Source organism: Ilumatobacter sp., from assembly GCF_041688325.1.
Lineage (GTDB): Bacteria > Actinomycetota > Acidimicrobiia > Acidimicrobiales > Ilumatobacteraceae > Ilumatobacter_A.
In genome coordinates this window covers 19482-28487 of sequence record NZ_JBDNIJ010000328.1, presented here as the reverse complement: position 1 = coordinate 28487, position 9006 = coordinate 19482, and the positions used below count along the sequence as shown (strand labels likewise).

General features: G+C 62.7%; 8 protein-coding genes. 2 read left to right on the top strand and 6 right to left on the bottom strand.

Features of this window, described 5'->3' with window-relative positions:
• Both ACH2EI_RS17185 and ACH2EI_RS17180 read left to right on the top strand, forming a co-directional pair.
• Nucleotides 1-837, top strand: an 837-nt coding sequence (locus ACH2EI_RS17185) for a hypothetical protein (protein WP_395154055.1), incomplete at its 5' end; no start/stop codon positions are given.
• Nucleotides 838-886: 49 nt separating this feature from the next.
• Nucleotides 887-1945, top strand: a complete 1059-nt coding sequence (locus tag ACH2EI_RS17180; RefSeq protein ID WP_395160936.1) for a 5-methyltetrahydropteroyltriglutamate--homocysteine methyltransferase — start codon at nt 887-889, stop codon at nt 1943-1945.
• A gap of 45 nt (nt 1946-1990) precedes the next feature.
• Here the strand turns inward: ACH2EI_RS17180 and ACH2EI_RS17175 are convergent, their stop codons facing one another.
• The 6 genes from ACH2EI_RS17175 to cysS form a co-directional block, all read right to left on the bottom strand.
• Nucleotides 1991-2917 carry a DMT family transporter gene (locus ACH2EI_RS17175; protein WP_395160935.1) on the bottom strand — a complete coding sequence of 309 codons (927 nt, stop codon included), beginning with the start codon at nt 2915-2917 and terminating at the stop codon, nt 1991-1993.
• A gap of 165 nt (nt 2918-3082) precedes the next feature.
• Nucleotides 3083-3511 carry a YkvA family protein gene (locus ACH2EI_RS17170; protein WP_395160933.1) on the bottom strand — a complete coding sequence of 143 codons (429 nt, stop codon included), beginning with the start codon at nt 3509-3511 and terminating at the stop codon, nt 3083-3085.
• A 99-nt stretch (nt 3512-3610) separates the two neighbouring features.
• Nucleotides 3611-4828 carry an acyl-CoA dehydrogenase family protein gene (locus ACH2EI_RS17165; protein ID WP_395160931.1) on the bottom strand — a complete coding sequence of 406 codons (1218 nt, stop codon included), beginning with the start codon at nt 4826-4828 and terminating at the stop codon, nt 3611-3613.
• 117 nt (nt 4829-4945) lie between these two features.
• Nucleotides 4946-7060, bottom strand: a complete 2115-nt coding sequence (locus ACH2EI_RS17160; RefSeq protein ID WP_395160929.1) for an acyltransferase family protein — start codon at nt 7058-7060, stop codon at nt 4946-4948.
• A gap of 86 nt (nt 7061-7146) precedes the next feature.
• Complete coding sequence (locus ACH2EI_RS17155) at nt 7147-7479, bottom strand: hypothetical protein (protein ID WP_395154959.1); 333 nt, start codon at nt 7477-7479, stop codon at nt 7147-7149.
• Between the two features lie 33 nt (nt 7480-7512).
• Nucleotides 7513-8874 carry a cysteine--tRNA ligase gene (gene cysS, locus ACH2EI_RS17150; RefSeq protein ID WP_395154960.1) on the bottom strand — a complete coding sequence of 454 codons (1362 nt, stop codon included), beginning with the start codon at nt 8872-8874 and terminating at the stop codon, nt 7513-7515.
• Between the last annotated feature and the right edge of the window lie 132 nt (nt 8875-9006).

Here is a 9006-nt window from a genome sequence, read left to right as displayed (position 1 = left end):
TTACGCGATGCCATCGAACCGATCGCGATGCACTCGGTGTGGTGCGAAGCCACGAGTACCCGCCTCAGGGTCCTGGGCCTCGACTTCTTCGAGAGCTATGTCACCTGTCGCGCCTCGTTGCTCGGCGAACCCGAACCCGGAGTCGTCGTGTCGACCTTCGCCGTCTTCGAACCGACGGTGATCTGCGCGGTATACGAAGCAGGTCGTTCAAAGTGCGACCGCACCGAGTTGCTCGCCGCACGCGACGAGTCGACCATTGCGAGCCTGTCAGCGGCGCTCGCCGGCGTCGACACCAAACGGGTTGGCGCTGTCGCCGACGTGTTGCTCGACGCTGTGGGGAGCGCCGACGGAACTGGTCGTTCACTCTTTTCGGGTCTCCGTGACCAGCCCGTTCCCGCAGGTGCAATCGGTCGCCTCTGGCGAGCGTGTGAGTTGATTCGTGAACATCGAGGTGACAGTCACGTAGCCGTGTGCGTCGCCGCTGGGTTGAGCCCGGTTGCTATGAACGTGCTGACCGAGTTGTGGGTTGGAATGCCGATCGCCACCTACTCGGCGTCGCGCTTTTGGTCGGCACCCACGATCGAGGCGACGTGCGACGATCTTCGTTCACGCGGTTGGCTCGACGGTGACCAACTGTCCGAAAGCGGCCGCACGATGCGCGACGGCATCGAAACGACGACCGATGAACTCCAGGCGTCCGTTGTCCGAGACCTCGTCCTCGCCTGTGCGGACGGGGCTGCGGTCGACGCGCTGATCGAAGATCTCTCCGACTGGTCGCAACGATGCATCGACGCCGAGGCATTCCCTCCCGATGTCTTCAAACGCGCCGCCGGGTGATGAAACCGGGTTTGGATCGCTTCGGGCGCTACATCGAAGAGATTGCACGATGATTCAGACAACCACGATCGGGGCCTACCCCAAACCTGGCTACGTGCCAATCACCGACTGGTTTACGACTGACCACCGAGCCGGGGAGGTCGTTGACTACACGAGCGCCTACGCGGAGGAACTTGAGGCGGCGGGCGACGACGGAGAGATGCTCTTCCGGCAGGCGACGAAGGAAATCATCGACGACCAGATCGACGCCGGCATCGACATTGTGACCGACGGCGAAGTGCGCCGCGAGAACTACGTGCACGCACAATGCCGCTACCTCAGCGGATTCGACTTCAAGCATCTCGGACAACACCGGATCCGCGACACGATCGAGACACGCCTGCCAACCGTGTCCGGTCCGGTCGGCTTCGACACGTCGCCACTCGCTCGCGACTTCGAAATCGCTCAGTCGATGTCGGCCCGACCAGTGAAGGTCACACTGCCCGGACCAATGACCATCATCGACACAACGGTGGACGCTCACTACTACGACGAGCGTGCGCTCGGCGCTGATCTCGCCGTGGCATTGAACGCTCAGATCCACGACCTCGTCGCTGCGGGTTGTCGGCACATCCAAATTGATGAACCGGTGATGGCTCGCAAACCGACCGTTGCCCTCGATTACGGAATCGACCAGCTTGGGCGGTGCTTCGACAATGTGCCGGCAACCGTGACCCGGACGGTGCACTGCTGCTGCGGCTATCCAAGACGACTCGACGATACGGAGTACCCCAAGGCCGACCGTCGCACATACATCCAGCTCGCTCCGGCGCTGGATGCGGCGCCGATCGACCAAGTGAGCATCGAAGATGCCCACCGGCACAACGATCTCGCAGCACTGTTGCCGCTCTTCGCCAATACCACCGTCGTCCTCGGCGTCGTGGCCATCGCGCAGAGCCGGGTCGAAACGGTCGAAGAGATCACGGCCCGCCTCCGGGTGGCCCGCGGCTACCTTCCCGAGGACCGCCTCGTGGCCGCCCCTGACTGCGGCCTCGGCTATCTTGGCCGCGACCTCGCCCAGAAGAAGCTGCGAGCGCTCACCACGGCGGTGGCCACGCTCAACGGGTGAGCAAGCCAGCGCATGCTGAACAGACGGCAGCCTGGCGCAACCACGTCACGTCGCAGCGATAACCGGCCGCGGCAGCTCGCTCGTTCGTGCCCGCAGCATCAGCCACGCGACTGCGCTCATGATCACAGCACCACCTATCAACGTCGTCACGCCAGGTGTCTCACCAGGCCAAATCCAGACCCACACTGGTGCGAGCACGACCTCGGTCATCAGCAGCAATGGGATGCGCGCTGCGGCGACCGAACGATGTCCGAGGTTGAACAGCGGCAAGCCCACACCCAAAGCGAATCCACCGGAGATACCCGCCATCGTCAGGTCGCGACCACTGATGCCAAGCCCCGTGTCAAAAAGTGCAATCACGCCGGAGCCGAGCGTGAGAAATACTGCGGCGATCAATGTCGGGATCACCGGGTCGACCCGAGAAACCGACCGCTGAATAACGCTGTACAGCCCAACGAGCACCGGGATCAGCGCCGCAAAGAACAGTCCCATTGCCGAGCCAGCGTCGAGACCTGCTCCAACCATGATCGTCACACCGACCGCCGTGATTGCGATCGCGATTATTGTCGATCGCTCGACGCGTTCACGCAACAGCACCCAGCCGATAATCGCTGCGAAGACCGGCGCCGCGGCGAGCATGAACAGGGTTGTTGCAGCTGACGTTCGTGACAGCGCAAGGATGTACAACATCGAGGTGGTGGCCAACACCAACGCAGCCACCCATGTCCTCCACGTGACCTCGGCGAAACTCACTGGGCGGCCGCTTCGGCGCACGAGGATCAGCAGCACCATGACCAAGACCGTCGAGAGCCCGCGATAGGTCAGAAACTGGAAGTCGCTGGCGCTCTCGACGCCGCGGAACGCGATGGCTGTCACGCTGAAGGCGACACCCGCCCCAGCAACCAAGACCTCACCCTGTCGCTCAGTGAGATCACCCTCACCGACGAACGCCCGACCGACGGCACGAATCACTGGATAATCCTACGACCGGCGTCCGGCGAGCGACGATGTAAGGCGACAGCGCCTGGCGATTCTCGTCGTACGCCGACGGGCCTGGCGTGGCACCGCGATTGACCGACAAGTAGCCCGGTCGTGTCGTAGCTCATTGAGTGATTGGGAGCACGTGAGCCCTTCCTCTCAAGTTGCACGTTCCGGCTGCAATTCGGGAACACGACAGAGCCGTGCGAGTAATGCAAGACCATCATCGCTTCCAGGCCAGTGTCGGCGAACGGCATCTGGTCCGGCTCGGCGGATAACGCTGCGGAGCACGATGCCAATGACGATGGCATCGTCGGCGTATCCGAGGACAGGAATGAAGTCTGGAACGAGATCGATCGGGATGGCGAGATATCCCAAGAGCACAAAGAGGCGGACCCGCACCCCTCGGCTGATGCTTCGATCACCGGCAAGACGACGCACGAGTCGGATCGTGTCGGGCACGATGCGGACTGCATCGCTCAGCGTCGACCCAGGCGGCCGAAGGATTGCAAAGCAGGCAAGCAGAACCAGCCACATCAGGCCGATTGTGACGACGACCCCGATGAGGACGACGAGGATTGTTCGCATTCGTTCAGTGTGGTCGACCGCCGAGGTGCTCAGTGCGCATCGTTGACGAGCGCAGTGATGCTCGGTCTGACGGGAAGCGGAACGGCCAAAAACCCAGATCTACACGATACGCAGGCCTGATATAGCCCGGCTGATGACGAGCTGCTGGATTTGCTCGGTGCCTTCGAAGATGTCGTGGATCTTCGCATCACGGTGCCAGCGCTCAACCGGGTACTCACGCGTGTAGCCGTAGCCACCGAGAATTTGGATGGCACGCTCGGTCACCCACGTGGCGGTGCGGCCGGCCTTGAGCTTGGCCATCGAGCCTTCGGCGTTCACGAAGCCCTTGTTCTTACCAAGCCAGGCGGCACGCCAGATGAGGTTGCGTGAGGCTTCGATTTCGGTCGCCATATCGGCGAGCATGAAGGCGATCGACTGGTTCATGATGATCGGCCGACCGAATGCCTCGCGGTCCTTGGCGTACTGCAACGAGTATTCGAAGGCGGCACGAGCGACACCGAGCGCCTGGGCGCCAACGGCCGGGCGGGTTGCTTCGAAGGTCTGCATCGCTGCCTGCGAGTTGCCCTTCTCACCGCGACGCACTCGGGCGAGGCGCTCATCGAGCTTCTCCTTACCACCCAGCAAACAACGGCCGGGAACCCGGACGTCGTCGAGGACGACCTCGGCGGTATGGCTGGCACGGATGCCGTGCTTCTTGTACTTCTGGCCCTGCGACAGACCCTTCGTGTTCGGCGGAACGACGAACGACGCATGACCCTTCGAGCCAAGCTCGGGGTCAACGACAGCGACCACGACGTGGATGTTGGAAATACCACCGTTGGTAATCCACGCCTTGGCGCCGTTGAGCACCCACTCATCTTTGGCCTCGTCGTACTTGGCTGACGTGCGGTAGCCGCCGACGTCAGAACCGGCGTCGGGCTCAGAGGCGCAGAACGCTCCGAGCGCGAGCTTGCCCTTTTCGTCTTCATAGCACTGCGGCACCCATTCCATCAGCTGCTCAGGCGTGGCTGACGAGGCAATGCCTGCAGCAGCAAGCCCGGAGCCCATAATCGCCATACCGATACCAGCATCGCCCCAAAAAAGCTCTTCGATCGCGATCGGCATCGACAGGCCGCTCGGGTCATTCATCATGGCTTCGGCCATGAACTCCCAGCTGTACAGGCCGATCTCCTTGGCTTGCTCAACGATCGGATACGGGAACTCTTCCTTCTCGTCCCACTCTTCGCCGGCCGGACGGACGACGTTCTCGGCGAAGTCGTGCACCCACTTTTGGAGCGTCAGCTGGTCTTCGTTCAGCTTCATTGAGAAATCTGTCATGCCCCTAAGTTACCGACTGGTAACCACCGTGTCTACCCCTCGGTAACTTCGCGACCGAAGTGTCATGCAACGAGCGAGCGGCAGAAGTGCGAGATCCGGCCAGCTGAATCCCGGGCGTCAGGGCTCGCGGTTGGCGAGCTTGAGGAGATCAGCACCGATCTTCTCGGCGATCAACTTCCCACCCGGCTTGTAGACGTGAACGCCGTCCCAGCGATGGCCAATGTTCGTCGCAATCGCTTCGTCGTTACACCACTCATCGGGCCCATCGAGCACAAGCACCTCCGGGCCGTACTGCCGCGAGACCCAACGGATGACTTCGTTGACATGTGCGACTCGGCTGTCGTTCCCGCGCTCCGGAAGCGGCGGCACCCCTGCGCCTTCGGCCGACACCGGGCGCATGCACGGCACTTCAAGAATGGCCACGTCAGCACCGGTCGCGAGGAGGGCATCGATACCCGACTGCAAATTGGCTGCGAACTTCGAATCGGCGGCCTGCGTGTTGAACGCGTAGTACGCGTCTCCGTCGTCGATGTCGAAAACATCCCACGCACCGATCACCACGAGGGCGACGTCAGCTCCGGCGGCAGCTGCACTCCACTTGTCCTGCCAGCCATCACAGATCGCAAAGTTGTTGTTGAAGTTACGTTCGGTGACGATCTTGCCCGAGTCCCACACGCTGCAGCCGTCGACCCCACCGTTCTTGATGACCGGGAAGACTTGCTCGAAACCACTCGGCAGGTTGTTCGCCAAGGCTCGAGCTTGTGAGTCACCAACGATCGCGAGCTTCGGTCCGCCGGGCGTGGTCTCGGTCGATAGCGCAGTCGATAACGCTGCCGTGATCGTGGTCGTGGTCGTGGAGGCAGTCGCAGCAATCGTCATGTCTTGCGCCGACACCTCGGCCGCAACTGCCACCGCTGCGCCATCAACCGCTGTGCCGTCACCCGCTGCGCCATCAACCGCGTCGTCATCAACCGCGTCGTCCGCGCCGATATCGAGCGAGCTGGCGTCGAAAACCGCGTCCTCGCCGCCCTCGAACGGGTTAAACGGGTCGACGTTCACGTAGAAGATCCCAAGCCCGATCAGCGCGACCGATCCAACCGCCATCGGCCGCAGCATGAGTTCACGCTGGCCTGCCCAGAGTCGACCGAGCAGACCTTCTCGAATAGGTGTCTCGACGAATTGGTACGACACCTCGGCGACCAAGATCGAGACCAGCAGCGCCCCGACGAACTTGAACACCGAACCATCGAGCGCACCGACGATCACGAAAATCGGCCAGCTCCACAGGTACAAGCCGTAGCTCCGCTTGCCGACTTCAACCAGCGGCTGCCATGACAATGCCGACCGGTAACCGACCGCTGCGGGGTGCATGGCGATCATCACCGCGATGACCGACAAGATCGAGGTGAGCGGCAGCACCCACTGGTACACGTAGCCGGCCGTCAGCGTGGTGACCGCGAACGTGCAGCCGAGTGCGGCGACGACTGCGGCGCCGATTGGATCGAGCAGCCGACCGACGGGTGCGTCAACTGCGCCGGCCGAACGCCATGGCCGCCAGATGAACGCGACACCTGCACCGAGCAGCAAGCCGCTCGAACGGGTGAAGGTCGACAGATACATGAAGTTGGTGCGATCGAGCCCTTCGAAGAGCCCGATCGGGCCACCGATCAGCGACGGCGAACCCGACTCCACCGAGAACGTAAACGCCATCACGAGGAAGGCCGCGCCGACAAGCAGCAGACCGACTGTCGGCGCACTGCGGCGCAGCTTCATGATGACGACGAACGTCAGTGGCCAGAGCAGATACCACTGCTCTTCGACCGCCAGGCTCCACACATGCTTGAGCAGCGGGTCACTGCCGAAATACGGAACGCCTCCGAGGATCTGACCCCAGTTGCCGGCATAGAAGAAGGCCCACGGCACGTCTCGCCGAAGGTCAGACACGTCTCGCTCGGAGCCAAAGAACGCCGCCCAGATCAGGACCCCAACGATCATCGCGAACAAGGCCGGAAGGAGTCGACGGGCCCGACGGATCCAGAAGTTCTTGAAATCGATCCGACCGGTCTTCTCCTGCTCACCGATCAACAACGATGTGATGAGGTACCCCGACACGACGAAGAACACCTCGACGCCAAGAAAGCCACCGTGCATCCACGAAAAGCCACCGTGGTAAAACAGCACGCCGATCACCGACAGTGCACGCAGGCCGTCAAGCGAGGGTTCGTACCCCATCTTGCTGGACCCCATCCTGCGCAAAACCGGCTTACCTGACCCCCGCTCGAGAGGCGCGCCAGAGTCGCTTGTGGTGCCCCCCGTCATCAACCAGAAAGTTTACGGGACCCAGACGTGCGCGCCGTGTCATGCCGACCGAACGAGCAACCCACAGCCAGGCGGGCGTCGAGAGGCGGGCGGCAGCTGCGCTTGGCATCCGGCCCATAGGTGCCGAGACCCTGAGGTGGCGGACCCTTCGGGATGCGCAAGATGCAGAACACGCGGGTCTGGTCGCGGTCGAGCGAGCGGCAGAGCACAAGGTCTTCGCCGAGTAGGCGGGCGTTGCGCAGGATCGCTGTGGCCTCGCTCAATAATCCCACCGGCTGCCAGTACCGCCGCAGCAATTCGCCCGATGGAGTTCCTGCGCCGGTCTCATACAAGTCGACATCCGCAACACCAGCTGTTCGTCGAGGTCAGCGACGGACGGACGTTCCATCCTTCGTGGTCTCGACGATCCAGCCGTCGGATTGCAGCGCATCGCGGATCACGTCGGCAGCGGCGAAGTCCTTGTCGGCGCGAGCCCGATCGAGGGCAGCGGCTTGAGCGGCGATGTCATCCGGCACGTCTGATCCAGCCGACAGTTCGAGGCCGACGGCAGTGCAGATCTCGTTGACCGCCGCAACGAGGCCCGACACATCGGTGCCAGCATCGATGCCAACATTCACTTTGCGCACGGTGTCGAACACGAGCGCCATGGCCTTCGGCGTATCGAGATCGTCGTCCATCGCAGCACGGAACGCATCGATAGTCGCGACGTCGCTCTCGCCTGACACGTCGGAGGTGCGGGCGGCGAACCCGTCCAACCCTGCAAGTGACTTGACGGCTGCATCGATCATCGCCTGGCCGAGCTTGACAGGGCTGCGGTAGTGCGACTGGAGCAGCACGAGTCGGTAGGAGCGCGGGTCGTAATGCTTGATCAGATCGAGCAGGTTGGACACGTTGCCAATCGACTTTGACATCTTCTCGCCCTCAGCGTCGACGACGAACGCGTGATGCATCCAGTGGTTGGCGAAGGTCTTGCCGAGCGCCACGGCTTGCGCCCGCTCGTTCTCGTGATGCGGAAAGCGCAGGTCCTGCCCGCCGCAGTGCAGATCGAAGCCCTCACCGAGCAGGTCGAGGCTCATCACGACGCATTCGCTGTGCCAGCCCGGTCGGCCCGCGCCCCATGGTGACGGCCACGCTGGGTCGCTCTCGGTGGGCTCATCAGCCTTGAATTTCCAGAGCGCGAAGTCGGACGGATGCCGCTTCTGCGCAGCGCCGACCACCTCGCGATCGCCACCGCCCGTCCGCATGTCGTCGAGCGTCTGCAGCGCGAGGAGCCCGTAGTCGTCGACTGACTCGACGTCCATGTAGATGCCGTCGTCGGTCGCGTATGCCTTGTCGGCAGCGATCAGCTCACCAATCATCTCGACCATCTCGTCGACATATTCGGTCGCCCGAGGCACGTCGGTCGGGCGCTTGACGTTGATGCCGTCCATCGCCTCGAACCACATTGCCTCACACTTGGTGGTGATGTCCTTCCAGGGACGGCCTTCGCGCACCGCGCGCTGCACGATTTTGTCTTCGATGTCAGTGATATTCGAAACCAATCGAACATCAAGGCCGCCCCACTCGAGGTAGCGGCGGAGAATGTCGTAGCTCAGCGTCGCCCGACCATGGCCGAGGTGTGCGGGGCCGTACACGGTCGGCCCACAGAGATAGACGCTGACCTTGCCCGGTTCACGCAGAGCCAGTTCACGCACGGAACGGGACACGGTGTCAAAGAGGTGCAGCACGCCAACAATCCTACGACTCGCCCCAGCGCACACTCACGCTAGGTTCCGCCGGAGGATGCCTTCGTCGGCGCATGCCTTCGTCGGCACGAATCAGGCAGGCGAATCAGGCAGGCGACCCCGGCGGGCCGACGG